The sequence below is a fragment of the Exiguobacterium sp. 9-2 genome (genome assembly GCF_036287235.1).
In the GTDB taxonomy this organism is placed as follows: Bacteria; Bacillota; Bacilli; order Exiguobacteriales; family Exiguobacteriaceae; genus Exiguobacterium_A.
In genome coordinates, this window is the sequence record NZ_CP142850.1 from 1,581,700 (window position 1) to 1,605,060 (window position 23,361).

The 23,361-nt window shown below is 47.3% G+C and carries 31 protein-coding genes; 8 read left to right on the plus strand and 23 right to left on the minus strand.

Going from position 1 to position 23,361, the window contains the following annotated elements:
* The first annotated feature begins 38 nt into the window (after positions 1 to 38).
* Both VJ374_RS08325 and VJ374_RS08330 read left to right on the plus strand, forming a co-directional pair.
* On the plus strand, positions 39 to 1,307 hold the full coding sequence (locus VJ374_RS08325) for a hypothetical protein (RefSeq protein WP_329468316.1): 1,269 nt from the start codon (positions 39 to 41) through the stop codon (positions 1,305 to 1,307).
* On the plus strand, positions 1,304 to 2,575 hold the full coding sequence (locus tag VJ374_RS08330) for a hypothetical protein (RefSeq protein ID WP_329468318.1): 1,272 nt from the start codon (positions 1,304 to 1,306) through the stop codon (positions 2,573 to 2,575). The genes VJ374_RS08325 and VJ374_RS08330 overlap by 4 nt, the downstream gene beginning before the upstream one ends.
* A 1-nt stretch (position 2,576) precedes the next feature.
* On the opposite strand, the gene VJ374_RS08335 is transcribed toward VJ374_RS08330, so the two are convergent.
* The 4 genes from VJ374_RS08335 to VJ374_RS08350 form a co-directional block, all read right to left on the minus strand.
* Complete coding sequence (locus tag VJ374_RS08335) at positions 2,577 to 2,813, minus strand: hypothetical protein (RefSeq protein WP_329468320.1); 237 nt, start codon at positions 2,811 to 2,813, stop codon at positions 2,577 to 2,579.
* A gap of 115 nt (positions 2,814 to 2,928) precedes the next feature.
* Positions 2,929 to 3,258, minus strand: a complete 330-nt coding sequence (locus VJ374_RS08340) for an antibiotic biosynthesis monooxygenase (RefSeq protein ID WP_035407890.1) — start codon at positions 3,256 to 3,258, stop codon at positions 2,929 to 2,931.
* Between the two features lie 33 nt (positions 3,259 to 3,291).
* Positions 3,292 to 3,915, minus strand: coding sequence for a hypothetical protein (locus VJ374_RS08345; protein ID WP_035407887.1), 624 nt, complete (start codon positions 3,913 to 3,915; stop codon positions 3,292 to 3,294).
* Positions 3,912 to 4,343, minus strand: a complete 432-nt coding sequence (locus VJ374_RS08350) for a GNAT family N-acetyltransferase (protein ID WP_290750498.1) — start codon at positions 4,341 to 4,343, stop codon at positions 3,912 to 3,914. The genes VJ374_RS08345 and VJ374_RS08350 overlap by 4 nt, the downstream gene beginning before the upstream one ends.
* Positions 4,344 to 4,387: 44 nt before the next feature.
* Here VJ374_RS08350 and VJ374_RS08355 point away from each other — a divergent pair, with 44 nt between their 5' ends.
* Positions 4,388 to 5,173, plus strand: a complete 786-nt coding sequence (locus tag VJ374_RS08355; protein WP_214853877.1) for a pentapeptide repeat-containing protein — start codon at positions 4,388 to 4,390, stop codon at positions 5,171 to 5,173.
* A gap of 70 nt (positions 5,174 to 5,243) precedes the next feature.
* Here VJ374_RS08355 and VJ374_RS08360 read toward each other — a convergent pair whose 3' ends face one another.
* On the minus strand, positions 5,244 to 5,945 hold the full coding sequence (locus VJ374_RS08360) for a nucleotidyltransferase domain-containing protein (RefSeq protein WP_056061498.1): 702 nt from the start codon (positions 5,943 to 5,945) through the stop codon (positions 5,244 to 5,246).
* 10 nt (positions 5,946 to 5,955) lie between these two features.
* Positions 5,956 to 6,429, minus strand: coding sequence for a hypothetical protein (locus tag VJ374_RS08365; protein ID WP_056061501.1), 474 nt, complete (start codon positions 6,427 to 6,429; stop codon positions 5,956 to 5,958).
* 199 nt (positions 6,430 to 6,628) lie between these two features.
* Between VJ374_RS08365 and VJ374_RS08370 the strand changes: the two genes are divergently transcribed.
* Positions 6,629 to 7,198, plus strand: coding sequence for a recombinase family protein (locus VJ374_RS08370; protein WP_329468329.1), 570 nt, complete (start codon positions 6,629 to 6,631; stop codon positions 7,196 to 7,198).
* 26 nt (positions 7,199 to 7,224) lie between these two features.
* On the opposite strand, the gene VJ374_RS08375 is transcribed toward VJ374_RS08370, so the two are convergent.
* Positions 7,225 to 7,632: a hypothetical protein gene (locus VJ374_RS08375; protein ID WP_035407875.1), complete on the minus strand. Its 408-nt coding sequence runs from the start codon at positions 7,630 to 7,632 to the stop codon at positions 7,225 to 7,227.
* Positions 7,633 to 7,777: 145 nt separating this feature from the next.
* Between VJ374_RS08375 and VJ374_RS08380 the strand changes: the two genes are divergently transcribed.
* Positions 7,778 to 8,161 carry a hypothetical protein gene (locus VJ374_RS08380; RefSeq protein ID WP_290758543.1) on the plus strand — a complete coding sequence of 128 codons (384 nt, stop codon included), beginning with the start codon at positions 7,778 to 7,780 and terminating at the stop codon, positions 8,159 to 8,161.
* A 16-nt stretch (positions 8,162 to 8,177) separates the two neighbouring features.
* Here VJ374_RS08380 and VJ374_RS08385 read toward each other — a convergent pair whose 3' ends face one another.
* The gene (locus VJ374_RS08385; protein WP_308101564.1) at positions 8,178 to 8,705 is read right to left on the minus strand and encodes a hypothetical protein; all 528 of its coding nucleotides are present in this window, start codon (positions 8,703 to 8,705) and stop codon (positions 8,178 to 8,180) included.
* A 110-nt stretch (positions 8,706 to 8,815) separates the two neighbouring features.
* Here VJ374_RS08385 and VJ374_RS08390 point away from each other — a divergent pair, with 110 nt between their 5' ends.
* Complete coding sequence (locus tag VJ374_RS08390; RefSeq protein WP_308101565.1) at positions 8,816 to 9,415, plus strand: TetR/AcrR family transcriptional regulator; 600 nt, start codon at positions 8,816 to 8,818, stop codon at positions 9,413 to 9,415.
* Positions 9,416 to 9,455: 40 nt separating this feature from the next.
* On the opposite strand, the gene VJ374_RS08395 is transcribed toward VJ374_RS08390, so the two are convergent.
* From VJ374_RS08395 to VJ374_RS08450, 12 genes are all read right to left on the minus strand, one after another.
* A complete protein-coding gene (locus VJ374_RS08395) occupies positions 9,456 to 10,745 on the minus strand; it encodes an MATE family efflux transporter (RefSeq protein ID WP_329468335.1) in 1,290 nt (429 codons plus the stop codon).
* The gene (locus VJ374_RS08400) at positions 10,739 to 11,476 is read right to left on the minus strand and encodes an ABC transporter ATP-binding protein (protein ID WP_308101567.1); all 738 of its coding nucleotides are present in this window, start codon (positions 11,474 to 11,476) and stop codon (positions 10,739 to 10,741) included. The genes VJ374_RS08395 and VJ374_RS08400 overlap by 7 nt, the downstream gene beginning before the upstream one ends.
* Positions 11,455 to 12,201 carry an ATP-binding cassette domain-containing protein gene (locus VJ374_RS08405; protein WP_308101568.1) on the minus strand — a complete coding sequence of 249 codons (747 nt, stop codon included), beginning with the start codon at positions 12,199 to 12,201 and terminating at the stop codon, positions 11,455 to 11,457. The genes VJ374_RS08400 and VJ374_RS08405 overlap by 22 nt, the downstream gene beginning before the upstream one ends.
* Positions 12,149 to 12,766: an ABC transporter permease gene (locus VJ374_RS08410; protein WP_329468339.1), complete on the minus strand. Its 618-nt coding sequence runs from the start codon at positions 12,764 to 12,766 to the stop codon at positions 12,149 to 12,151. Before VJ374_RS08410 ends, VJ374_RS08405 begins: the two co-directional genes overlap by 53 nt.
* Before the next feature lie 206 nt (positions 12,767 to 12,972).
* A complete protein-coding gene (locus tag VJ374_RS08415) occupies positions 12,973 to 13,908 on the minus strand; it encodes an ABC transporter permease (RefSeq protein ID WP_329468342.1) in 936 nt (311 codons plus the stop codon).
* Positions 13,908 to 15,425 (minus strand): nickel ABC transporter substrate-binding protein, encoded by a 1,518-nt coding sequence (nikA, locus tag VJ374_RS08420; RefSeq protein WP_329468344.1) that lies wholly within the window; start codon positions 15,423 to 15,425, stop codon positions 13,908 to 13,910. The genes VJ374_RS08415 and nikA overlap by 1 nt, the downstream gene beginning before the upstream one ends.
* A 163-nt stretch (positions 15,426 to 15,588) precedes the next feature.
* The gene (locus tag VJ374_RS08425) at positions 15,589 to 16,503 is read right to left on the minus strand and encodes a methyl-accepting chemotaxis protein (RefSeq protein WP_313350705.1); all 915 of its coding nucleotides are present in this window, start codon (positions 16,501 to 16,503) and stop codon (positions 15,589 to 15,591) included.
* A 115-nt stretch (positions 16,504 to 16,618) separates the two neighbouring features.
* Positions 16,619 to 17,377, minus strand: a complete 759-nt coding sequence (locus tag VJ374_RS08430) for a glucose 1-dehydrogenase (RefSeq protein WP_308101574.1) — start codon at positions 17,375 to 17,377, stop codon at positions 16,619 to 16,621.
* A gap of 124 nt (positions 17,378 to 17,501) precedes the next feature.
* Positions 17,502 to 17,939, minus strand: a complete 438-nt coding sequence (locus VJ374_RS08435; protein WP_035407860.1) for an Asp23/Gls24 family envelope stress response protein — start codon at positions 17,937 to 17,939, stop codon at positions 17,502 to 17,504.
* A 42-nt stretch (positions 17,940 to 17,981) separates the two neighbouring features.
* On the minus strand, positions 17,982 to 18,188 hold the full coding sequence (locus tag VJ374_RS08440) for a DUF2273 domain-containing protein (RefSeq protein ID WP_035407857.1): 207 nt from the start codon (positions 18,186 to 18,188) through the stop codon (positions 17,982 to 17,984).
* A gap of 15 nt (positions 18,189 to 18,203) precedes the next feature.
* Positions 18,204 to 18,746, minus strand: a complete 543-nt coding sequence (gene amaP, locus VJ374_RS08445; protein ID WP_035407854.1) for an alkaline shock response membrane anchor protein AmaP — start codon at positions 18,744 to 18,746, stop codon at positions 18,204 to 18,206.
* Between the two features lie 284 nt (positions 18,747 to 19,030).
* Positions 19,031 to 19,480 carry a hypothetical protein gene (locus tag VJ374_RS08450; protein ID WP_214729496.1) on the minus strand — a complete coding sequence of 150 codons (450 nt, stop codon included), beginning with the start codon at positions 19,478 to 19,480 and terminating at the stop codon, positions 19,031 to 19,033.
* Positions 19,481 to 19,565: 85 nt separating this feature from the next.
* On the opposite strand from VJ374_RS08450, the gene VJ374_RS08455 reads away from it, so the two are divergent.
* A complete protein-coding gene (locus VJ374_RS08455) occupies positions 19,566 to 20,294 on the plus strand; it encodes an SDR family oxidoreductase (protein WP_035407846.1) in 729 nt (242 codons plus the stop codon).
* A 65-nt stretch (positions 20,295 to 20,359) separates the two neighbouring features.
* On the opposite strand, the gene VJ374_RS08460 is transcribed toward VJ374_RS08455, so the two are convergent.
* From VJ374_RS08460 to VJ374_RS08470, 3 genes are all read right to left on the minus strand, one after another.
* Entirely contained in the window at positions 20,360 to 21,328 is a 969-nt protein-coding gene (locus tag VJ374_RS08460; RefSeq protein WP_329468354.1) for an LLM class flavin-dependent oxidoreductase, read from the minus strand.
* A 63-nt stretch (positions 21,329 to 21,391) separates the two neighbouring features.
* A complete protein-coding gene (locus tag VJ374_RS08465) occupies positions 21,392 to 22,081 on the minus strand; it encodes an ABC transporter ATP-binding protein (RefSeq protein WP_050677982.1) in 690 nt (229 codons plus the stop codon).
* 107 nt (positions 22,082 to 22,188) lie between these two features.
* On the minus strand, positions 22,189 to 22,581 hold the full coding sequence (locus tag VJ374_RS08470) for a hypothetical protein (RefSeq protein WP_290750545.1): 393 nt from the start codon (positions 22,579 to 22,581) through the stop codon (positions 22,189 to 22,191).
* 195 nt (positions 22,582 to 22,776) lie between these two features.
* On the opposite strand from VJ374_RS08470, the gene VJ374_RS08475 reads away from it, so the two are divergent.
* Entirely contained in the window at positions 22,777 to 23,295 is a 519-nt protein-coding gene (locus VJ374_RS08475) for a DUF4256 domain-containing protein (protein ID WP_329468360.1), read from the plus strand.
* Positions 23,296 to 23,361: the final 66 nt, after the last annotated feature.

Here is a 23,361-nt window from a genome sequence, read left to right on the forward strand (position 1 = left end):
ATGGTAAAATACAGACAATCGTATAGAGGAGGTTTTTCATGAGACGCTATATACATATTGGTATTCTCGCAGGAGCAGTTCTTCTTGCCGGATGCGGAAAAGAACAATACTTAGATCTTACATATGATGCCAATTACTGGGGCGGTATCTCGACTACCTTTGATGGTCAAGAGATACCGGATCTCCCGAAAAAACAAACGGCGGCTTTGTTGAAGGGTTGTCAGCAAAAACCTGACATGATGCGCTTGCCTGATCGATATGTGCAACACGAAGGATTTGATTTATACTTCCTGCCTCCGAGTGTCCAAGGGCGCGAGTTCCAACACGTCCGTTTCCTGTCAGACGAAAAAAAGGACTATCTGGCGTGTCAGCCGATTCGCCATGCGGATTATGCGGTCCACCAAATCAAGCGCAGTGATTACCCATTCGTCGATTGGTCGAACCAACCGCTTAAAGCTAAATCGACAGACGTTCGCTTTAAGCCTGTCCCAAAAGAAGTGACGGATCAACAAAAACAAGAAAATGAAGAAAGTAAAGACACGAAAGGACTTGGTCGTTACCTTTTCCCATCGTATCAATTGTCCTTACCACCGGAAGGACAATTCGTTCTCTTCATGAAAGACAAAAATAAGGATAAAGAACAAACACTCTTTGAGACGACCGAGTCCCGAGCTGGTTCCGAATTGAATTTAGCTTTTCGTGTCATTCCGAATAGTGGTTTGCAGCACACATCGATTGAACTCATGACCAGTGGTGATCGTATTGGGATTCCATCCGTCATTCAAGACCATGTAATGGGGCAATCATATCAAATCAAGCGAAAGCAACTTCCTGCTACGCTTTCAATGGGACAGACGGTTCCTTTTGCGACTGTTTGGAAGAAAGAAGGAGGCAAAATCGTTCAAGAAACATCGCTATATATGCGTCTCAATCAGACCTACAAAAAACCTGCGAATTACAAATATGGCTTTCTTGATGCATCACCAACCACATATGTCGGCTACATTCACGACTCACCAAAGCAGCTCGTCGATAACGATTTTAAATTCATCTCGGCCATTCCAGATAAACTAGCAAAAAAAATGGCTCAAGAATTAAAAGAGACCGATGTGATGGAGCCACAAGGAACAAAGCTGAAACAGAAAAAATTGACCTTGATCCGCAAAGGAAAAAGTCAAACGTTCGAACTATTCGAACGCAAACGAGCTAAAAAGCTTGAAATCTATGTTGTCAAACTGGGATCAAAGAAAGGTGCGAAGCTGTCAGGTACGACAAGTGAAGCACTTAGTGAGGTGCTCAAACAATGAATAAACGTTACTGGATCGGACTAACACTTGGAGCGACGCTAGCATTAAGCGGTTGCCAAAGTGACGCCCCGAATTTTAAATGGGATTACTTATCACAAATGTATGATGGAGGGCAATTCAACGAAAAAGAATCTCGCACTTTGTCAGCTAAAGAGCGAACCGTCATCCAAAAAACATGCGCATCTAAAGCGAGCGATGCGCCCGTCAATTACGCTGTCGGTAACATCTATTCCGTCATGATGACGAATCCGTTCGAAGATTATGATAGTCAAACCGTTCGTTACGTGAAAGCTGGGAAAAAGACGTATTTATATTGTCAGACATCGTCTAAAGATGGGTATTATCCGTTACCAAAGAAAGAAGACATCTTCAAGAAGACTACTCTGACTCCACAACGGAAGAACTTTAGCATGAAGCCTGTTGTATTAAAAAAAGACGACTGGTTCAATCCTGATGAGAAAATCGCAGACCATTCTGCTCGAAAATTAGAACTTCCAGGATCAGGTTACCTCGTCATCGAGGCAACGGATGTCACAAAAAAAGATGCACAGACGACGACTTTCGCATACGCGAATTCTCTGACACCGTTCACCCGTGATGTCAATCTCTATCTCGTCTACAATCAACAATACGATTCGACATACGACGTTTCGGTTCGTATACCGCAGTTGTATGGTGGACGCCGTGCGGAACACCCGATCCATTCAATGAAACAACCAGGAAAGGTCCGATTCGTTCCGGGTGACGGCACGCCGGAACATTATGGAACGGTCATCGCAACGGAGAAAAACGGACGCGAATTCCGCTACGAATTATCGATTCGCCATACGATGCAACAACCGACTGAACTCCAAGTCCAAGGACCGGATCGAACAACAGACGACGACGTTGCGGAAAACCAAAACGAGACACTGTTCCATCAAAAACAGTTTTCGCATATCCGTTTTGAAGAAGATGATCGAGGAAATCATTTTTCGGAAAAAGATATTGATTGGGAAAACATGATCATGATGACAAGTGATGAATCCGGGAAATTAAAAAAAGCGATCAAGACGAGTGAACAGGCTGATGTGCGGGGCAAGAGGGCGAAGTGGAAATACTTGACGTTCCGAAAAGGCGTGACTGGTCAACAGTACGAAGTCTATCTTGATAAACGCGTCAAAAAGACTGACATCTACTTAAAGGATCCAAAGCGTGACGTGTCGATTCACTTATCAGCAACGGGTCGTGACATCATCCTCCCTTTATTCGAGCAGTATGAAAAATGAATTATGTCATGAAGACGAAGTGTTGTAGTAAATAAATCAAGGAACACCAGAAGATGAAGGCGATCCCCTCTCGCAACCACTCTTTACGTGTCAACGGTTCACGTAAGAAGGAGACGCAAGCAAACAGTAAGACGAAGAAGTAGAGATAAATGAAGCCACTGCTCGTCAAGAAACCGAAGAGCAGGATCATACCACCGAGGACGGATAGGCTAGAGACGACAGGTTTACGATAGACCATACGATGCCACCTCGTTTCATCTAATTTGTTAGAATATACCCAGATTACGGTAAAACAATCTAATGTATTATTACACACAAGACCCCCGAGAAGAATCCTCTCAGGGGTCTTGTATTTATTCTGTTGCAGCGCTATGGTCGGCGACGATCGCATATTCCGTGACGGTATTCGACGTCACGAGCGGTTTGACTTCGGACGTTCCGTTATCTCGTTTATGGTGAACCCCTTTATACGCTTGACTCTCCTGCCATGCATGAAACGCCGCTTGATTCGACCATGTCGTCATGATCGTGACGATGTCTTCTTCTTCCTGACTAATGTCGACGAGGACTTGCATCCGGTGGAACCCCTCCATCCGTTCGATTCCCTTCGTCGTCTTAAAACGCGCTGCGACTTGATCTGCTGCGCCCTTCACGACGTGTAGCTGATTCATGACGATCCACATGTTCTTTTCCCCCTTTTTTTCGTCTTCAGTATACTAAAAGTCACGGGTCATAGAAAACGCAGATGCGTTTTCGCTTAATGACGTCAAGCGTTGGATCGTCTCTTTTCCATCCATACGCGTCGCGATCATTTCGAAGTAGAGCGAATGCGGGAAGGCGTCCGGTAACGGTTGGATGGTATGGAAACGTTCCTGACCCGCGACGGTTAACGAGCGCTGCATCGGACGTAATGGTACTTCCCCATCAGCCGTCATCTTATACGGCTCGAACCGAATCGTTTTCATTTGTTTTGAGCCATTCATGCCGTAGGCGACGAGATACCGACCTTCCGGTGTCGCAAGTAACCGTCCCTCGAACCAATCCGCCTCCGTCGTCTGCTTGGTGCGAATGATTCGATCGATCCGTTGTGCCTCATCATTTTGTTGCAGGAGCAGAAACAAGCGATCATGTTTTGCTTCAAGATATGCGACGGCATAATGTTCAGACAATCGTTCGACGAAGTAGACATCACGCGCTTCGATCGATGTGTTCGTCATCTGTTTATATAACTTCGTGACCGTTTTTGCAGTGAAGGAAGGCGTCTCTGGACGCTGGTACATCCCCGTCAATGCTCCGAGTACTAATCCAATAACTAAGATAAAAAGAAGTCGGCGTTTCATCGGTCGACCTGCTTGACGAGCAGGTGATAGCTAGCACCCGGTGGATAATCATCGATTCGCCCGACTTCGATGAATCCCTTTCGTTCATAAAACGAGAGCGCTTGAAATGAAAAGGTCTCGACACGGATTCGGTCGATTCCTGCTTCTCGTGCCCATGTTTCCAATCGATGAAATAACGTCGTGCCGAGTCCACTTCCCCGCTCCTCCTTGACGACAAAGAACCATTCAATATGTAACCAGCCCCAATACGCATCTCCTGTGATGCCACCGATCGGTTGATCGTTTCGCTTCGCAAGCAGAGTGACGGCTTGTGTTCCATTAGACCGTTTTATGGCATGAAACGGCGAAGTCTCGACGTTATAGCGTCGCACCTGTTGTCTGATCCAATCTTGTCCGTCTTCATTTTCATTGAGTTGAAATTGCAGCATATCCGGACTCCTTTCTTGCTATAGTAGTAGTGGAGGTGAATACGATGGAACCTACATTCCAAATTGATTGTACAAATTGTTTTGGTTTATGTTGTACGGCACTCGCTTTTTCGAAATCCAGTGATTTCGGTCATGATAAACCGGAAGCGACACCGTGTCGCAATCTTGACGCGGATTACAGCTGCCGCATCCATGACCGGTTACGCGATAGCGGCTACAAAGGCTGTACCGTCTATGATTGTTTTGGTGCCGGGCAACATTTGTCACAGCGGACGTTTCAAGGCGATGATGCACCAAAGCGACGCCAAGCGATTTATGCTGCCTTCCCGAAGATGGTTCACTTGTTTGAGATGATGTGGTACGTAACGGACGGAAAACGTGATGTCACGCGTGACATCCACAATCAACTCGATGAGATGCTTGCCGCATTGACCCGATACGCTGCCTTACCGGCGGATCAATTTGCACGGCTTGACCTGATGTCAATCCGTCAAACCGTCCGACCCCTCCTTGAAATGATCGCTTCTCGTGTTCAAGTTCAGTATAGCGGAAGACGCGACCAGACACCACGCGACTGGGTCGGAAAACAGCTACAAGGACGAGATTTTTCAGGTGCCAGCGTTCAGAACCAGTGGTTGCTGGCGACGAACTTGTCGAATAGCCGTTTGTGCGGTGTCAACTTTCTCGGGGCTGATCTGCGAGACTGTAACGTCAAAGACGCGGATCTGACAGACGCGCTCTTTTTGACACAAGCACAAATCAATGCCGCGATCGGCAACGCGGCGACACAGTTACCGCCGCGTTTGCTCCGTCCGTCCCATTGGCGTTAAACAGAAGCGAACGATAAAGAGACACGTTTTCGGATCATCGACCGAAAACGTGTCTCTTTTTGTATGCTTGTTATCTTTTGCCGAGCATAAAGCCGTCAAAATAACGCCCGCCAAACGGTGTGAGATAATCGTCGACTAACGCGATGACGACTCGGCGGTCATTCGACTGATAATACAACTCAAAAGCCATTGTGTGTCGACTGGCATATTCTTCGTCAAACTCCGCAAGAGCACGAATTGTCCACTTCCCTTGTCCGATGTAGCGTTGATTGGCACGAAGGACGAATTCGATGCTCTGTTCATATAAACGTGACGCAATCGCTAGACCTTCTGCGCGGTTCGTCACACTCTCGAAGTCGTCGAGCAAGTCACTTAAAAAATAACGCGCGCGTTGTTGCTCCGGATTCGACCACGCAACAGGTCCATCCGCCAATTGTTGAACGGCTTCCTTGCGGATAGAGGCAAGGTGTGGATGATCCTCGATCGTCCAGCTGTCAGCAATCATGCGTTGCAGGGACGGGCGACCACGTTCCCGGTCGCTCTCGAAAAAATGCGCGATCGTCTCAAAGGAATGGACGAATGCTTCGATCGGGACACCGTCATAGGTAAACGATTCCCGATATGCCTGCCGTCGCCTTGCTTCAAAGATGATTAAATCGACATCTGATTGTACGGTCGCTTGTCCTCGCGTATGACTACCGGCAAGTAAGACGGCACAATGATCCGGATAACGTGACGCGACGAGCGGCATGATCCAATCACACCACTCCATGCGTGTCCACTTAGTCTTCAACTTGTTCGCTAATCCCGGAGAAGACGGCTAGTTCGTCACCCGGTACGGCAACGATCGTCGCGTCGGCTCGGTGTGGCGCGAGACCGATATCGATCGCCCACGATTCGTAATATGTATCCGATCCATTCAGGACGAGCGTTTGTCCGTTACTGAAGGTCAAGAATAAATGTGGTGCCGTCTTGCCGATCCGGACACCCGTGATCCGTTCCGCGTGCAATGAGACGATCAAGTGTAGCATCTCTTCCTTTGTCGCATGGCGAACGACCCAATTCTGTGTCGTCTCGACATCGCCATAAAATAGACGGTCCGTCTCGATCCGAAGTCGCAGTTCAGGCGCTGTCGTATCGAACAAATTGATGAATTCGAGCGTGACGTAGCCTGCGACATGAACCGTCGCCAATTGTGTTCCGATGAAATAGGTCGTCAAAAGCTGACGGGCGAGTTGATGATCTTCTTTGTTCATGATGAGCACCTCATTTAAAAAGAATGAATGGTATAAGGATGAGTCCGAGAAACTTACTTCCACTCAATTTACCACAAATTAGTCGATCCGAACATGAGAAGAAAGGCATGTTTTCGGTTTTCTACGGCACGAAGGTGAGAATACGGTATACTGATGAGGAACTGACGTCGATCGTGATCGACAGAGAGGAGCTCCATCCATGCAATATTTCTATATGAGACCCTATCCGGATGATCCTGACTGCTCTGCGCAACAAGCAGAGGCGGATCAGATTGATGTGACGACACGTATCATCGAGACCCATGATTCGGCCAAACGCCGGATGGAACTTGAACAGATGCTTGAGGCGCTGCAAGCGGGAGACGAAGTCATCGTCACGCATCTCTATGTCTTAGCAGACTCGACGCGGCACTTGATTGAGATGCTCGAGCACATGGAGACCCGTGGCGCGACACTGTGGTCGCTCCGCGAACAGATTCGCACGAGCGAACGGACATCTTTGTCGTTCCTTGAAACGGCCCGCCACCTGGTCCAGTTGCAAAGTGATGTCATCAGCATGTCAACGCGTGCCGGACTCTCAAAAGCAAAAGAGCAAGGAAAACAGACTGGTCGACCGCGCAAACCCGATGAAAATGTCCGCCGCGCGATTGCGATGTATCAAAGCAAAGAGTATTCGCTCGCTGATATCCGAGAACAGACCGGTATTAGTAAAAGTACGTTATACCGATATCTCGAAAGCGAGACGATCGATGCAACGGATAAAGGCTGACTCCATTGTGGAATCAGCCTTTTTTGTCAGCTATTTTGCTTTAATGTGTTGCCGAGCCATTTTTGGAGGGCTTTACCGCCTTCATAGAACGAACAATCCCGTAATTCATACGTATGACCGCCTTGTTCAATCAAGTCGAGGAACGTATTCCCGACGTCCCGGTTTTCCCATTTCCGCTGATCCGTCAAATACTTGAAGCCAAAGTTACACTCGACGTTGAAGATGATGTGGAAGGGTTCCTTGAAAGATTGGACGGCGCGGATCATCTCGATCAAAATCATTCGTTTTGGTGACGACGCTTCGAACGTATCGAACAGTGTCGTCCGGCGTCCGTGAAACTCGATGACACGGATTGCGCGTCCGGTATCAGCTTTAAAGTCATAACTCGTCCGAATCGAGACGATGATTTCACGTTGGTCTGGTTGTACTGGCATGGTGTATCGCTTCCTTTCTCTCGGTCGATTATAGCATGGACCTGTTCAATTTTAATAGATGTCAACGACTCGGTCTCAAGAAGGATTGTCGTAACCCAAAATTTGTCTTATACTAAAATTACCAAATACATAAAGGAGCGTTTTCGTGAAACATCTATTTTCGATACTCCTCTCAGCGAGCCTCTTGTTCACGGGTTGCTACTGCACTCTCGACGAACGGACGGACGAGCCACACTTCAAATCACGTGCCCGCTCCATCTCCTCGTATCATACTTTCGACATCGAATACGCGAAAGGACTACGTAAGGAACAAGTCTCAAACCGTACGGTTACCGTGACGGATTCAAATGGTGAGCGGATGCAAACGGAGATTGAAGTCCTAGACGGCAAAGAAATCCGAATCAAACCACCGCGTACTGGATATAAAAAAGGACGTCGCTACATCATCCACATTCGGGATTCAATCGACGCCCGGAAAGAAGTACATACGAATACGATTCGGGAACGAACCTTCACTGTCGACCGCTGACAGCCAAGGTTCGTTTTTATTTAGAGCGAGCTGGAAAAACGGTATAACTCATCGAGATGACGCCATCGATCACAAGAACGAGTCCCCACAGTTGTAACGTCCGCAAGAGGCTTTCGGTTTGTTCGGTATTTCCGAGCCAGAGAATCATTGCTCCGAGTAAGGCACCACCAATCAAGAATGCCAGGATGTGCCGATAGAATCCGTTGCGTTCCCGTCGCGCACGCGATATGCGTTCTTTTGCTACTTGTTCCTTGAGGATCACCCGGCGATACACCCCATCCGCCCAAGCAATCATCTGCTTCCCAAATGCGAGTGATACGCCGATGTAAATCGCAGCAAGTCCGTGTGCAAGCGTAGCTGTGCTACCGCGACTTAAGTCCAACACTGTTAAGACCAGTAAGACGATATCAATCACGGGTGACATCGCCATCAATCGAAAACCAAGCTTCTCTTGTCTGAATCCATAACGCACGATCAGTCCTGCGACGATGAATACCCAAAATAGAATTTCACAACAAACGATTGCCCAAGCGACGAGTTGCATCGTGATCCTCTCCTTTTTTAATACGACTGTATCATAAAGATAACATCACTTTCGTTACTTGACTAGTCTTTTTAATACATTCGTGCTAAAAAAGCTGATATACTTAACGTATGCCAAAACAAGTCAATCACGAAGAACGAAAACGCCTCATCGCAGAAGCAACGTGGCGCACGATTTCTAATGTCGGTATCGAACAAGCTAGCGTCCGGACGATCGCCAAGGAAGCAGGTCTGTCCCTTGGTGCCTTACGGTATTACTTCACGACCCAAGAAGAATTGCTCCGTTTCTCGATGCAACTCGTCCAAGAACGGGTCCAAGAACGCATTACAACCATTTTCGAGAGGGGAGGAACACCAGAAGAGACGTTATGCAACGTCTTACTCGAAGTCTTGCCGTATGCACCTGAGCATCAGCTTGAGATGCAGGTCTGGTTCCAATTCATGATGTCTGCATATGCGTCTCAATCAACAGAGAATCCAGACGACATTTACCACATGTGTCTGGTATTACTGACACGGATTCCGGACGGTACGTTCCGAGCAGATATAGACATCGAGCTTGAGAGCGAACGTCTCGCAGCACTCGTTGATGGATTAGCCTTTCATGCGTTGTTTCGACCAGAACGTCTCCCGAAAGAACGATTACGTCATGTCCTTGTCCATCACTTGAATGCCCTATTCGTCCGCCCTTTAGCGATCGACGACAAATAACCCGAAGTTCCTTCATCTGCATGAGGGAATTTCGGGTTATTCATTGTTTCGCTTCTACGAGGATCAACGATAAGGAGCGGATTAAAAAGAACGTCAGAAATGCTGCCCAGACTCCCTGATTGTCAAAACTTGATGTCGACAGCAGCACAATCGCAAAACCGATCCCTGCTTGAATCATCGAGTTCCGGACTGGAGTTGCCTCGACACGACCAGCAAAAATTCCTTCGTAAATCATCGCCCACCCGGCAATCAGCGGTAGGATGATGATCCAGAGATAATAGTCGCGCGCCGCGTCTAGGATCGCTTCTTCTGAAGTGAACAACTGAAGCAGCGGTGTTTCAAGGAATAGGAGCACAAGTGACCAGAACACGACTGAGTAGAATCCGAACGTCCGTGCCAAACGGACACTCGTCCGGTATGCTTCCTGATCTTGATGCCCTCTCGCCCGACCGACAAGAACGGTTGACGCATGACCGAGTCCACCAAACCAATAGGAGATCAGATACTGAATCTGCAGTAGGATCGCATTGGCTGCAAGGATATCTGGTCCGAATTGTCCTCCCGCTCGTGTAAACCAGCCGGTAACGAGTAACAGGAAAATCGTTCGAATGAATAAATCTCGATTGACACGAAAGAATTGACGGTAGGCGTGCCAATCCGTCAAGGCACGCAGTTCGTCGCGCGTCATCGACAAATGACTCCGAATCAGATAGAGACTGCAGGCGACAATGCTGATTTCCGCGATGACGGTCGCAAGCGCAATTCCAGCAACACCGGTGTTCAATCCGTAGACGAATCCAATATCGAGTACGACGTTGACCCCGATACTGAATAATTGGACGAATAAAGCATGTTTAACTTGTCCCGTTCCGATTAACCAGCCAAGTAACGCATAACCCATCAAGACGAACGGTGCGCCAATCATCCGGTACGAGATGTATGTCTTGACTGCATCCAGCAAGTCAGCGGGTGGCGCAAGTAAATAGAGTCCAATCTGTTCAAGCGGCTGGCGGAATAACAAAATGAGCAAACCGATACAGGCTGCTAGGAACAGCGGTCGGTAGAGCGAAATCCGTAAGGCATGGGCGTCATTCGCGCCGCTTGCCTGAGCACTGAATCCTGTCGTACTGACTTTTAAAAAGCCGAACAACCAGTAGATTGTATTGAAGAAGACGGCACCAACAGCAATGCCACCGATCGCGCGCGGATCACCCGATTGACCGATGACGACCGTATCGGTCACACCAAGCAACGGTGTCGCAATACTTGAGAGAATGAGCGGATAGGCAAGTAACCAAAACGTTTTGTGGTTCGGTTGAGTACTCACCATGTGCCCGCCTCCACGAATCGTTGCGTATAGGAACCACCAGATTCTAGTCGGTCAATCAAATCAACAGCATGACCGTCGCGTAAGACGAGTATTTCTGAACACAGACGACGGATAAAGTCGATATCGTGCGAAATTAATACAAAACTGACACCGAGTGTTTGTTGCAAGCGTTCCAATAGTTCGATGATACGCGCCCGAGAAACGACATCAAGACCTGTCGTTGGTTCATCCATGACAATGACGTCGGGTTCAATCGAGATCGCGCGGGCAAGCGCGGCACGTTGAATTTGCCCCCCACTTAATTGATGAGGAAGTCGAGCGAATAGCCGTGACTCTACCCCGACAGCAAGAGCTAATGCTTCAATGAGATCCTCTTCTGACGTCGCTGGAAAATACCTTAAGATTGGGCGATGACAACGAAATGGTTCAAGAATCGAATCGCGGACCGACCATTCTGGATTAAAAGAAGCGAGCGGATGTTGAAAGACAGCCTGAATTGCTCGTCGTTCGTTTTGTTGCCCACTCGGAAATATCTTTCCATGTAAGAAAATCGAACCATGAGAGGGCTCGAGTAGACCAAGGATCAATCGTCCGAGTGTCGTCTTCCCACTCCCACTTTCACCAATGATGCCAAATGACGACTTTGCCATCACTTGAAACGAGATATTCGAGAGGATGGGTTGCTCCTTCATTTGATAAGTAAGGCTTGTTACGGATAAGACAGATGGCATGATTTCTTCCTTTCTTCCATTGATATACGATGCGCTTGCATCAAGGCAAGCGTGAACGGGTGACGACTTCGTTTCATCATCTGTGGAGTTCCCGTCTCGACGATTTGCCCTTCCTGCATCAAGACGAGCTGGTCGCCATAATGTAAAGCAGGTCCTAATTCATGGGTGACGAACAAGATCGTTGCACCGTACTGGTGTTGGTATTCGGCCAACCAGTCGAGTAAACGACGTGTCAAGACGGGATCAAGTGCCGTCGTTAACTCATCCGCCAAGATCAACCGCGGTTTTAAGGCGACGGCAAATAGGATTGCGAATCGTTGCAATTGCCCACCACTTAACTCGGATGGAAACCGGTCCAACCAAGCAGGGTCCAACTCGAGCGTTTGCAAGACATGATCGATGTGAGGTTGATCGACCTTTCGTTTATGCGCACGATACGTATCCCGTAACATCTGACGCATCGTCAAAAATGGAAGAAACGCATCTGTGTATTGTTGTGGTATGTAACCGATATCAAGTCCTCGTCGAAGTGGTTCATCTGAAAGGACCTCACCTCTAGAGGACATCCCGTCCGGCAATCGATCTAGTAGTCGTTTAAGCAGGAGTGTTTTTCCACTTCCGCTCGCTCCTACGAGACAGATGAATTGATGAGCCGGCAGCGATAGGTTTATATCATGCAGAAGGACGTGTTTCGCCCGAACGTGTAAGCGCCGAATCTGAATCATCTGATTGTCCTCCTTTCTTCTTCATCCGCCGGGTCCACCCCATCGTCGCAACGACGATGAGGACGATACACGCACCTGGTAAAAGCATGAGTCGAGGAGCCGAACTGAAATAAGGACGCCCTTCGTTTAACATTGCTCCCCATTCTGGAAATGGTGCCTGGACACCAAGACCGATATAAGAGAACGCTGACAGGAACAAGATGACTTTCCCGACATCCAAACTCATCAAAACGACGACTTGACGGATGATCGGTGGAAGGATGTGGCTTCGTAAAATCATCTTGTCCGTTAGACCATTGATTCGTGCCATGCTGATATATGGTTTTTGAATCGTCTCGGTCACGAGCGTCTCACTTAATCGCGCATAAGAGATCCATTTGATGAGTAAAATCGCAAAGATTAAGCCTTGTGGACTTGCACCGAATAATCCAGCGATGACGAGTGCTAGAACGGTATCCGGAAAAATGACGAGACCATCTGCTAATCGGTGTATCAAACGATTGAGACGTCCACCATAAAATCCAGCAATACAACCAAGGAAAGTACCGATGATTGCAGTGAGCAAAACAGTAAGTAGGCTGAAACCTAAGGATATCAAACCAGCTAAAAAAAGACGAGCTGCGAAATCTCGTCCTAAACCGTCTGTTCCAAGCCAATGTTCAATAGAAGAGGGTTCAAGTCTCTTCGTTACTTTTACTGTAAAAGGATTATTAAATACGGTATATGAAATAAAAAGTAGTAGACATCCCCCAAAATACATCATTTTTTTTTTCATCGATCTGTGCCCCTTTTCCAATCTGGTCGTAATACCCGGTTCAGCGATCGGATTCCTTGATGCAATACGAGAATGACGCCTGTCGTCAGCAAGATGTATCCTTGGATTAGCGGATAATCACGTTGTAAGATCGCATCGACCATCAACTTCCCGACACCCGGATACGTGAACAGCACTTCAAGGACGACGACGCCTCCGGCAAGACTACAAAGCGTCAGACCGAATACGGACAGAACCGGTGGCAGACTTCCACGTAACGCATAACGCCAAAGAATCGTCCGCTCCGCTACACCGCGAATCCGTGCCAATTCAATATACGGTTGGTCCAGTTCACGCCGTAAATTCAGTCGAATCAACGGGATGTAGACGCTCGCAAGCGGAAAACCAAGTGAGAGTGCTGGGAGAAGGAGCGACGTCATTCCCTCTCGTCCCATCACGGGAAGCCAGCCGAGGCGGACAGCAAACAGGTCAACGAGTAACAGACCAATCCAAAAACCAGGTATCGCTGCACCCGCGATACTAACGGCGTTTGCAAGTCGCTCGACGTAGTGACGCGTTGTCATTGCACTCCCGATTCCAAGTGGTAACGCGATCAGTAACGCAATCGCAATTCCTCCTAACGCCAGTTCTGCCGTCACGAGATAACTCTCGCGCAGCATCTCGATGACCGGTCGTCCGGTTTGCAATGAATCTCCAAGCTGTAAGGTAAGGATATCTTGCAACCAATGAACGTATTGCATGAGTAGTGGCTGGTCGTACCCTAATTCACGGCGTGCGGCCTCGATTTGTTCGCGTGTCGCTGATAATTCATCGATATTTAATAACGTCAAAACCGGATCTCCCGGTAATAAACGCAATAAACTAAAACAACTGAACGTCATAATGAGCGTAAAAAGACTCAGCGATAGCAATCGCTTGACAATCGGATGCATTACTCGTTCACCCGAAGCGTACTCGTGATCATATAGTACTCACTTTTTTCTGTCTTCCACCCTTTGACACGTTTGCTGTCATAGGCGACAAGCGTCGAAGGATGGAGCAAGAAGCTGTTGTAACGCTTTTGATCGACATATCGTGCAATCTGCTCAGCAAGACGTGAGCGCTCATCGACCTCAAGCGTTCGATTCAACGTCTCGACTTGTTTCGTCAAGACTGGATCTGTAACACGACTGAAGTTCAATCCTCCGTTTGGATGATAGGTCGCATTCAAGTAATACCCGGCATCACCGCGAGGAGCTGTCAGATTGCTGTATGTCGCCATGTCCCAGTCCCGGTTACTCGCCATATATTCTTCCGGGACATCAATTTGCTTGATCTTGATCGTCACACCGATCTTTTTCGCGTCGTCCTGGATGACTTGGGCAATCATTGGTAAGTCAGGTCTAGCGGCATACGTCAATAACATTAACGTTAAGGGACGACCATCTTTTTGCATCAAGCCATCTCGTTTTATGTAGCCTGCTTGCTTTAGCCATTCTTCAGGTGTCTTCTGCTCTTGCTTCGGATACTCTGGAGCGAACGGGAATGATGATAGGAACGGACCGCGTGCTTTAACAGCATACCCTTGAAGAACATGGTCGACGAGCTGTTGTCGATTAATCAAAGCGTCCATCGCTTGTCGGACTTCAAGCGATTGCATCGGTCCATTCGCGACATTCATCGTCACCTGATGGACACGAAACGTATCTGTCGCTTGAACCGTCAACCCTTCCGATTTCAGTTGTTTGACACTCTCGATCTCTGGACGATAGACAATATCCGCTTGTCCGGCACGTAAAGCATTCGTCCGTGCTCCGGCGTCTTCGTTGAAGACGAAATCAATCGAAGCGAGTTTCGCTTGTTCTTGCCAGTACGACGAAAAGCGCTTTAATTCGACTTTTGTTCCGGGAGCAAATCGCTCGACTTGAAACGGTCCTGTACCGATCGGTTGTTGTGTCACACCGTCTGCATCCGTATCGATGATTGCCGTGTTCGGATTAACGAGTTCTGAGATGAACTCCGGATAGGTCGTCTTCGTTTGAATGAGCAAATCCGGTCCGTCTGTTTTGATGGTCTTGATGTTCAAGGCATTTTTGACACCCGGATTTTCCTGAATCGAGCGCTCAAGTGACGATTTGACCCCAGCGGCATCAAGTTGTTTTCCATTATGGAATGTCACGTCGTCTTGTAAGACGATCCGCCATGTTCGTTTTCCTTCGTAGGACCATTTCTTCGCGAGCCACGGCTCGACCGTCAATCGTTCGTCATCCAGACGAACGAGCGTCTCCGTTACTCCCGCGCGGAGCGGAACATAACTACTGTCCCGATGTGGATCGAGTGATTGTGTCGCGAAGTTATAAACGAACGTCAAATGCGCTTGATCTGACTTTTTTTCAGAAGAAACACAACCGGCAAGTGTCAAACTCAGTAAGACACTCCCGATGAGGCATGTTGTTTTATATGTAGACATTGCTCTCCACCTTTAAATCGGAATAATTACGTTTTAAATCATATCGTAATGATTCCGATTTAACAAGCATCTTTTTTATTTCTCTATATTGTTTAAACAACATAAAAAAATATACCGGAATGTACAAGTCGTTTGCTTGAACGTTCCGGTATAATGGATTCATTTATAAAACGTCGACGAATTGTTTTGCCTGGTGCTCCAGTTGTTTCGCAGAATCAGCCAACTGATCGAACTCACTCACCGTATGTTCAAGCTGACCGGTACTGTCCTTTACCTTGCTTGAAATCCGTTCGATACTGTGCGAGACCTCCTTGATCCGCTCAACGATCCCTTCGATATTCTCCTTGATTTCTCCGATCGAATGCGAGACTTTATTCGACAGGTTTCGGACTTCGGTCGCGACGACATCGAATCCGCGTCCATGTTCTCCAGCACGTGCTGCCTCAATTGCCGCATTCAAGGCGAGTAGATTCGTCTGCGCCGCAATTTCACGGATCGTCTTGACGATGTCAGTGATCGAGTTTGCATCTTTACGCAAGGCGACAAGACTCGATAAGTTCTCGACGGATTCCGACTCGATTTGTTGGACAGTCGCAAGAACGTTCAAACCGTCTTGTCGACCACTTTCCGATTTGACCGTCAAGAAGGCTGATGTCTCGTTGAGTTCGGCCGCCATTCGTAAAACGTCCTGCTGGCGAATCGTGATGTCCGATGCAATTTTCGAGACCCCGACGACCCGGCGTCCGTCATCCGAGTAAATCGGCATATATGTCGCTTCGAGCCACTTCTGTTGTCCGTCAGCAGCCCGGCGTTCAATCTTATCCTGATACGTGATGCCTTGCATCAATTTTCGCCAAAACAGCTCGTAATCTGGACTATTAACGAAAGCCGGAAAACAGAGATCACGATGGTATTTACCGATTAACTCTTCCACTTCGTACCCCATCGTCCGGGCAAACAACTCATTTACGTATGCGACTTTGCGTCGATCATCAAAACGAATGATGGCTAGATTTTGTTCGATTGCCCGGATGACTTGTGTGTCGGTGACCTGTGTTACTTGCTCATGCATCGACATGCCGATTCCTCCCTGGATTCAAACTGAGGTCATGATTTACCTATTGTCATATTATCCCTTATATCGACAAGTTCCTGCTATTTTAAATTAAAATCTAGTAAATAAAGTATTCATTTTAATACGCACTCCATCCCCCATCTGCGACGACGATTGCCCCGTTGATGAAACTCGCCTCGTCGGACACGAGAAACAATGCCAAATTTGCGATTTCATTCGGCTGACCGGCTCGTGGATTGAGACCCATGCCAAGCATCGCGCGCCCCATCCCGAATTCATTCAGATTCGACATCGATTGTCCGATGTTCGTCTCGACAGCTCCAGGTGCGATTCCGTTACAGCGAATACCATCTCCGGCATAAAAGAAGGCGGTATTCTTCGTCAGACCGATGACGGCGTGTTTGGAAGCCGTATAGGCTGCTCCTGCTCGGGCACCGTTTAGACCGCCAATCGAGATGTTATTCAGAATGACACCACCTTTTACTTCCTTGAAATGTTTGACCGCTTCGCGCATCAGACGCATCGTTCCTGTCGTATTGACTGTAAGGACATGATCCCAACGTTCATCTGAGATGTCTGCCACGCCCTCCATCCCGTCCATGATCCCGGCATTATTGACGAGAACGTCCAGTTTACCGAAAGCGTCGATTGCTTGTTTGATGAGTTGTCCTGCTGCCTTTTGTTGTGCGATATCACTCGCAACAGCCATCGCTTCTCCGCCCGCTTCCTTGATGTCAGAGACGACCCGTTCAACGGTTTCCAACCGAATGTCCGCTGCGACGATTCGTGCGCCTTCTTGTGCAAACAATTTTGCCATGGCTTCACCCATTCCTGAGCCGGCTCCGGTGACGATGATCGTTTTTCCTGTTAGTCGCATCGTGAATCATCCTTTCATCTATCGTGATACTAATCTATTCCCGTTCTCATCATCAAATGTATCAAACGTCATGTCGATTCCATGAAAAAAAGACCCGGCGAGTTTGTCGGGTCTTTCGACTTGCTTATTGCAGTTCGCGGCTTTTTTCTTCTTGTTCGTTGTTCGATTTATTTTTAGCTTCGAACTCGGCACGTGTCATGACATCCTCGACATGCATATTGACTTCAACGACTTCAAGGCCAGTCATGTCACTGATTGATTTTTTGATTTTAGCGACTGTCTCTTGGAAAATTGACGGAATATTTTTGCCGTATTCGACAATGACTTTCAAATCGAGTGCAACTTGACGTTCTCCCACTTCGGCACCAATTCCTTTTGTGATGTCTTCCGTGCTCCGGAGACGATCCGTCAGTCCACTCATGAATCCACCACTCATTGACAAAATGCCTGTCACTTCGTTCGACGCGATCCCAGCAATTTTTTTGATGACTTGATCTTCGAATGTCAATTTATTCTCGCGTACCACTTCGTTTTCAGTTGTTGGGTTTACTTCGTTTGCCATTTGAAATCTCTCCTTTTAAATGTTTAGTAAGTTATATATGAATCAGTCCCGTTGAAAGAACTGAATCCACCCTTCAATGTCGAGTGCACCATCGCGCCATTTTCCAATTAAAAATCCAATTGCTGCGAAGGCAACGATAAGGATTGTCGGACCAAAGCCAATCGTCAGGAATAAGATGGCGAGGATTAGACCGGCAAGTCCCCCGATCAGTCGGAACCGATACGGATAGAGTGCTTCTCTTGTCTTCATGTTCCCTCTCCTCCTTTAGACGACACGTTCCGATGTTTTCGTTTTCGTGTCACTGATCGTGACTTTCGTACTCGTTACTGGCAACTCAAGTAAGGATTCGACAGCTTGTTTAGCTCGTTCTTGAATTTCCTTCGCAATCGTCGGTAACCCATCTTGTCCAAAGACCGAGCAGTCGACTTTTAAAGCGACCGTTTCTTTTTTCGAATGGATATCGGCATGGACACGCGGTGTCCGTACACCACCGATCCCACGAATCGACTCTAAAGCCGTCCGTTCGATCGTCTCCTTCGAAATCGTAATCGTTCCGTCACCCGTTTGAATCAACAGTCGTTGACCTTTCGAGCGGCTAAATAATCCTGTGAATAATAGAATAACGAATACGAATGCTAAAAATCCTCCAATGGATAGAACGGTATAGCTATACCATTGCTGATCCTGCCACTGCTCGATTAACGAACTAAGCCGTGGAACATCATACACACCGAGCACAAGCAGCCCGACACTGATTAGTCCGAGTATGCCTATGATGACGAGTAAGAATCGATTGAACCCATTCATCTGCACCTCTCCTTTACGATTATTGACTTCTTTCACCTAGGTGATTCAACACATGAAATATTATGTGTATGGTGTGTTTATTCCCGTTCATTAGAACCCGAAACATTTAAATACACTTTCGTTCAAATGTTCATATATTCTGATTATTCAGACTAAATCAATCAAAACTAGCGCTTTATTTACTATATTTCACGAAAAAAACCTCTTCTAACTTAAAAAGAGGTCAGCATTCGAGTCATTTACCATTAAACATATATCATGTCAATATGTTTTTGTCCCGTTATTCATTTCACATCAATTGGAAAGGCAAAATCGCCATTACCTTCTTTCCAATCGGCTTTAATCTGATAGACATACTTTCCGGGAGTCGAAGGAACGGTAATCCGCTCAATCTTCTTGTATGTTTTCATCTTTTTATGATCTTTGACCGACCATAAGACAATCGCGACGGACTTCGGAGCTGGTCCGTCTTCAAAACGAATCGTCAATCGATCTTCAGGATTTGCTCGCGTACTCGAATCACCTTTTACTAAATCGACGGCTTCGGCCTTTGCATCAGCTGTTTCTCCGCGAAACATGCCTGACCAACTATAGGTACCTCTATATACCTTTACTTCACGGTTTTCGATTGTCACGGTAGGTTCTGGTGGTTGATGTCGAAATGGATCACGTGAAAAAAACCATCCGACTGCAATCGCAATCACAATCAATCCAATAAATAGAAAACGTTTCATAGACAAACCTCCTACTTGATGTTTTTAAATCAACAAAAGCGGCAATATCTCTCAAGGAGTACGTTATTCAGAAGGAGGAGTTCAGATGATTCAAGATAAAGTCGTCATCATTACAGGGGCATCAAGCGGTATCGGGGAAGCAACCGCGAAAGAGCTTGCGAAACAAGGAGCAAAACTCGTTCTTGCTGCACGTCGGGAAGATCGTTTGCAAGAGCTTGTCAAAGCGGTTGAAGCTGAAGGTGGTCAAGCCGTTTATCAAGTGACGGATGTTACCGATCGTGAGCAAGTTGATGCACTCGCAAAACTTGCGAAAGACAAGTTTGGTTCTGTTGATGTCATCGTCAACAACGCTGGATTAATGCCACTATCGCACCTCCATAAGAATCAGCAGGACGAATGGAACACGATGGTCGACGTCAACATTAAAGGCGTACTCCATGGAATCGGAGCAGTCCTGCCGTATATGCGCGAACAAAAAAGCGGACATGTCATCAACATCTCTTCTGTCGCCGGTCATGAAGTCATGCCGTCGAGCGCCGTCTACAGCGGTACGAAATTCGCGGTGCGCGCCATCACGGAAGGTCTTCGTAAGGAAGAATCGGTCGACAATCACATCCGTGCAACAATCATCTCACCGGGAGCGGTCGATACGGAATTGAAGGACCATATCTCGGATGAAGAGATCAAACAAGGAATTGGTGACTTGAAAGCCATTGATGCGAGCGCGATTGCGCGTGCTATCGCATATGCTGTCAACGAACCAGAAGATGTCGCGGTCAACGAAATCTTAATTCGTCCGACAGCGCAACGTTAATTGAATGTAGATGTGTAGACAGGACCCCTCATTAGTAAAAAAGCTAATGAGGGGTCCTGTTCTGTTTAAAGAAGTCGCTCCGCGATGAGCTGGTACGACTGCAATCGCTTTTCTTGATCAAAGGCATTGTTGATGAGTAAAAACTGATCTGTTTGATAACGCGTTGCTAATGCTTCAAGCTCCTGCGCAACAACGTCCGGTGTACCGACAATCGCTCGCCGTCGATCTTTACGGATCCGTTCCGCTTGAACGTCATTCCAGATTTTTGCTTCAGTCGAGGCAAACGACGGAACGATTGAATTGCCGAGTCGAACGCCTTGAATCCAGGCATCTTGAGTTCGAGCGAGACGTTCTGCTTCTTCTTGCGTCGGGGCACAGATGACGAAAACGCAGACGATGACGTCTGTTCCTCCTGCCTCACGATAAGTGGAAAGTGTCTCTTCCCAACGATCCGGATTGATGAAGTGACCAAAAACGAGACCACGGTCTTGTTCTGCAGCAATTTGCGCACTACGTGGCGACAGACCAAGGATTGAGATCGGAGACGCTTGCCGATCACGCGGTGTCGTCTTGACGATCCGGTATGGGTGTCGATTCGATAGACTATCTGTCAAGAAGCCAGCCGTTTCCTGAACGAGTCGACTAAACTCAGATGCCCGATTTTTTTCACCATCTGTCAAGGCAAGTCGTGTCCGCTCACTTCCACCCGGAGAATTGCCGATCCCAAGTTCGATCCGTCCCGGATAAAAGGCGTCGAGTGTTGCAAAACTCTCGGCCACTTTTAGCGGATGATATTGCGGTAACAACACTCCACCTGAACCAAGTTTGATTTTTGAAGTCTGCGCACCCATTCGGGCAATGAACAACTCCGGTGATGCACTGAGCAAACCGTTCGTATTATGGTGTTCTGCGAACCAGTACCGTTCGTAACCGAGTCGCTCGGCTTCTAAGACGAGTCGTTCCGTCGCTTCCATCGTCGCTTCGACCGTATCGCCCTCATGCAATGGTACTTGATCCAGTATTCCTAGTCGCATCACGCATTCCTCCTCTACCCTCTTAAGTGTAAAGGGTGGAGGAACGGAGTTCAAAAACGAGGCTCAGACACGGACGAGACGATCTTCGATAATAACGCCGTCTCGCATCTCGATCGTTCGATTCGCTCGTTCCGCAAGTGCCGGGTCGTGGGTGACAAACAAGACGCCACACCCTTTCTCTTCGTTTAATGACCGTAAAAGATTGAAGATGATTTCTCCCGTATCTGTATCGAGGTTCCCTGTTGGCTCATCGGCAAGCAACCATTTCGGTTCATGAACGAGTGCTCGGGCAACGGCGACCCGTTGTTGTTGTCCACCGGAAAGTTGCGACGGCAAACTGCCTGCTTTATCGGCGAGACCGACTTGCGCGAGTAACTGCTCGGCGCGTTCTTTTTTATCATACGGTACTTTCCGACCAAACAGTGGCGCCATGACATTTTCAAGCGCCGTCAGCGTCGGAATCAAATGAAACTGCTGGAAGATGAAGCCGATGTTTTCGAAGCGAAAGTCGGATAATTCTTTACTGTTCAATTTGTTGATTGGTTTCCCGTCATAATGCAACTCCCCGCTCGTCGGTCGATCGAGCGTGCCGATTAGACTGAGTAACGTTGATTTTCCAGATCCCGAAGGTCCGATGATCGAAATGAAGTCGCCCGCCTCAAGTGTCACGTCGATGTCTTGTAACGCATGTGTCTCGACGCCGTCTCCTGAAAATGATTTTCCCATCTGTTTGCATTGAAATGTTCCTTCCATATGTACCCCTCCATTATTCTTGATAACGTACTATTCAAGAATAGATTGGTAATTCCTTCTAAATGAAAGGAAATAAAAAGCAGTACTCTTATGGAACAAGAATACTGTCAGGAAACTCTCGGTTGAATAGAAACGAAATTTTTACGATAGACGATCTCATACGGTAAGACGAACAATATACATGCAAGAGTCGTGAACTGAATCATGCTACCGATTGGTGGTAGTGGAGACAGCGATGCTTCGTGCCACACTTCATATAGACCAATGAACAAAAACAGAACGACGCTACTCGTCGTCACGTAGATAAGCAACCGAAGGGTCAATGGATAATGTCGGACAATCCATAACATCGGTAATCCAAAGATAAAATAGGATAACGTCATCGCAAACGTCCCGAACTGATAGACGATCTCAAAGTCAATCGTTGTCAGGAACGAATACGCCGTGAACGCTAAGAACGAAAGAATCGTCACAACAGCCGCATAACTGATCCAGCGCATACGGTTGGCTCCTCTCCTGAATGTTATTCCTGTACACGCGATCGTGACAGAAACCTAATATGTACAATTAGTGTAGGTAGTTCGATTTCATTTGTCAATTATCTTCAGATTGACTTATTCAGTCTATGTACGATTGTAATGAGAGCGAATTCATAGAATAATGAAAAAAGAGAATAAGAAAGTGAGGTTTTATCGATGAATGAACAATTAACGGTGTTTCGTGATCGCTTTGAAGCTACACCTGATTACCACGATGGTCTTTTGTTTATTGAGGTCGAGTCACGTCTGACACCTTCAAAACGATCAGCACTCGCTTGGATGGAACAAACAGGAGGAGAACCGAATGTCGTAAACCTTGATGGACGATTCGTCATCATCGATACGGTCAAAGAGAGTCCAGCTGGTCGACGAAGCGTTTGTTTTGACGAAGTCGCTCGACTCGGTCGAAAGAAAAATGCGCCCGAAGCTAGCGTCGAGTCAATGATTGAAGCACTCGATCTCGACCTGTTGACACCAGAACAATATCAAAAACTTCAGACACAGTTTTCGCTTGACGAAAAGACCTCCAGTTGGCTCGCAACACCAGACGTGATTCGTCAAAAAGGTGGCGCTTTGTTTGGAGATCGTCGTTATGAGACGACATTCATCTATCACAACGGAGTGGATTCCTATTATGCGAGCCGCGGATTCCGTGTTTTACTTGAATTGGAATAAACCAAAAAACCGTTTCGTAGTCTAAACGAAGCGGTTTTTTACAATAATAGGGAATAATACCCAATC

Bases quoted from the DNA above. Each gene is read 5' to 3' on its own strand.
- VJ374_RS08475 (WP_329468360.1), top strand. From the start codon at position 22,777: ATGAATGAACAATTAACGGTGTTTCGTGATCGCTTTGAAGCTACACCT.
- VJ374_RS08385 (WP_308101564.1), bottom strand. From the start codon at position 8,705: ATGCAACTCGTCGCTTGGGCAATCGTTTGTTGTGAAATTCTATTTTGG.
- VJ374_RS08435 (WP_035407860.1), bottom strand. From the start codon at position 17,939: ATGGCAAACGAAGTAAACCCAACAACTGAAAACGAAGTGGTACGCGAG.
- VJ374_RS08470 (WP_290750545.1), bottom strand. From the start codon at position 22,581: ATGCGCTGGATCAGTTATGCGGCTGTTGTGACGATTCTTTCGTTCTTA.
- VJ374_RS08460 (WP_329468354.1), bottom strand. From the start codon at position 21,328: ATGCGACTAGGAATACTGGATCAAGTACCATTGCATGAGGGCGATACG.
- VJ374_RS08430 (WP_308101574.1), bottom strand. From the start codon at position 17,377: ATGCGACTAACAGGAAAAACGATCATCGTCACCGGAGCCGGCTCAGGA.
- VJ374_RS08390 (WP_308101565.1), top strand. From the start codon at position 8,816: ATGCCAAAACAAGTCAATCACGAAGAACGAAAACGCCTCATCGCAGAA.
- VJ374_RS08335 (WP_329468320.1), bottom strand. From the start codon at position 2,813: ATGGTCTATCGTAAACCTGTCGTCTCTAGCCTATCCGTCCTCGGTGGT.
- VJ374_RS08370 (WP_329468329.1), top strand. From the start codon at position 6,629: ATGCAATATTTCTATATGAGACCCTATCCGGATGATCCTGACTGCTCT.
- amaP (WP_035407854.1), bottom strand. From the start codon at position 18,746: ATGAATGGGTTCAATCGATTCTTACTCGTCATCATAGGCATACTCGGA.
- VJ374_RS08345 (WP_035407887.1), bottom strand. From the start codon at position 3,915: ATGAAACGCCGACTTCTTTTTATCTTAGTTATTGGATTAGTACTCGGA.
- VJ374_RS08455 (WP_035407846.1), top strand. From the start codon at position 19,566: ATGATTCAAGATAAAGTCGTCATCATTACAGGGGCATCAAGCGGTATC.
- nikA (WP_329468344.1), bottom strand. From the start codon at position 15,425: ATGTCTACATATAAAACAACATGCCTCATCGGGAGTGTCTTACTGAGT.
- VJ374_RS08330 (WP_329468318.1), top strand. From the start codon at position 1,304: ATGAATAAACGTTACTGGATCGGACTAACACTTGGAGCGACGCTAGCA.
- VJ374_RS08440 (WP_035407857.1), bottom strand. From the start codon at position 18,188: ATGAAGACAAGAGAAGCACTCTATCCGTATCGGTTCCGACTGATCGGG.
- VJ374_RS08465 (WP_050677982.1), bottom strand. From the start codon at position 22,081: ATGGAAGGAACATTTCAATGCAAACAGATGGGAAAATCATTTTCAGGA.
- VJ374_RS08425 (WP_313350705.1), bottom strand. From the start codon at position 16,503: ATGTCGATGCATGAGCAAGTAACACAGGTCACCGACACACAAGTCATC.
- VJ374_RS08365 (WP_056061501.1), bottom strand. From the start codon at position 6,429: ATGAACAAAGAAGATCATCAACTCGCCCGTCAGCTTTTGACGACCTAT.
- VJ374_RS08405 (WP_308101568.1), bottom strand. From the start codon at position 12,201: ATGATTCAGATTCGGCGCTTACACGTTCGGGCGAAACACGTCCTTCTG.
- VJ374_RS08325 (WP_329468316.1), top strand. From the start codon at position 39: ATGAGACGCTATATACATATTGGTATTCTCGCAGGAGCAGTTCTTCTT.
- VJ374_RS08395 (WP_329468335.1), bottom strand. From the start codon at position 10,745: ATGGTGAGTACTCAACCGAACCACAAAACGTTTTGGTTACTTGCCTAT.
- VJ374_RS08360 (WP_056061498.1), bottom strand. From the start codon at position 5,945: ATGGAGTGGTGTGATTGGATCATGCCGCTCGTCGCGTCACGTTATCCG.
- VJ374_RS08400 (WP_308101567.1), bottom strand. From the start codon at position 11,476: ATGCCATCTGTCTTATCCGTAACAAGCCTTACTTATCAAATGAAGGAG.
- VJ374_RS08375 (WP_035407875.1), bottom strand. From the start codon at position 7,632: ATGCCAGTACAACCAGACCAACGTGAAATCATCGTCTCGATTCGGACG.
- VJ374_RS08355 (WP_214853877.1), top strand. From the start codon at position 4,388: ATGGAACCTACATTCCAAATTGATTGTACAAATTGTTTTGGTTTATGT.
- VJ374_RS08415 (WP_329468342.1), bottom strand. From the start codon at position 13,908: ATGCATCCGATTGTCAAGCGATTGCTATCGCTGAGTCTTTTTACGCTC.
- VJ374_RS08450 (WP_214729496.1), bottom strand. From the start codon at position 19,480: ATGAAACGTTTTCTATTTATTGGATTGATTGTGATTGCGATTGCAGTC.
- VJ374_RS08340 (WP_035407890.1), bottom strand. From the start codon at position 3,258: ATGTGGATCGTCATGAATCAGCTACACGTCGTGAAGGGCGCAGCAGAT.
- VJ374_RS08350 (WP_290750498.1), bottom strand. From the start codon at position 4,343: ATGCTGCAATTTCAACTCAATGAAAATGAAGACGGACAAGATTGGATC.